Raw genomic sequence first — 815 nt, 5'->3', positions numbered from 1 at the left:
AGGGGAATAACACTTCACAAGCAAGCTTTAATGTCACAAACAAAAGGGTCACAGTCTCACTTGTTGTTAGACCCGAAGGAGAACGCCCCACTAGTGGTGTTGTGACCGTGTCAGGTAGTGTTGACTGTGTTACCCCGTTTCAACATAACAATACTTTCACGTACACGCTCAACTACGCTGCGCTTGCTAACGGCGCAGGAGCACCCCAAGTCATACATAGGATGTTATGGGCTGGAAGCAACTGCACAGTAACAGTACGCAACACAACAGCCCCTGTACAATCTAAAAAACCAACCAACCCAACTGCCCTGTACCAGTAACCCGCAACCAGCAGCTTACTAAAACAACCACACCACCCGCCGGTGCTAACCAGCCTACAGGTGCTGACACCCGAGCGGTCAAACCACTTGCCGCCTGTTGCTTCTGCTTGTGGGTGTTACACGCGAGCCTGTAGCCGTCTGCGTGCCACAAGCCCCGCCGCAACACCAACTATCAGTACACCTGCTCCTGCTAGATATAGCCAGTCGGTTGCGATTCCGCCGGTGAGTGGCAGCGGTGGTGCTACGGCCATGAATTTGCGTTGTAAACGAACTGTGTGTTGAACTGTTTCGTCCATCATAACCTGTTGCAGTTGATACACCGACGGGGTTTGGCTGGTGAACTCCCAACCATCAGGGGCTGTCATGTTGCGTACTGTTACTGTGCAATTACTGCCAGCCCACACTATTTTATGTATAACTTGGGGCGCTCCTGCGCCGTTAACAAGCCGAGCATAGTCGAGCGTGTACGTGAAAGTAGCGTTATGCTTAAACGGG

Annotated in this window: 2 protein-coding genes; one reads left to right on the top strand and one right to left on the bottom strand. The window is 51.9% G+C overall.

Annotated elements, in window-relative coordinates:
* Positions 1-320, top strand: a 320-nt coding sequence (locus tag KJY78_RS06465; RefSeq protein WP_214337800.1) for a hypothetical protein, incomplete at its 5' end; no start/stop codon positions are given.
* A gap of 116 nt (positions 321-436) precedes the next feature.
* Here KJY78_RS06465 and KJY78_RS06460 read toward each other — a convergent pair.
* Positions 437-815, bottom strand: a 379-nt coding sequence (locus tag KJY78_RS06460; protein ID WP_214337798.1) for an LPXTG cell wall anchor domain-containing protein, incomplete at its 5' end; no start/stop codon positions are given.

It is taken from the genome of Canibacter zhuwentaonis, assembly GCF_018531145.1.
GTDB lineage: Bacteria > Actinomycetota > Actinomycetes > Actinomycetales > Microbacteriaceae > Canibacter > Canibacter zhuwentaonis.
The sequence above is the reverse complement of the archived record's forward strand: the minus strand, read 5'-3'. Positions and strand labels throughout refer to the sequence as shown.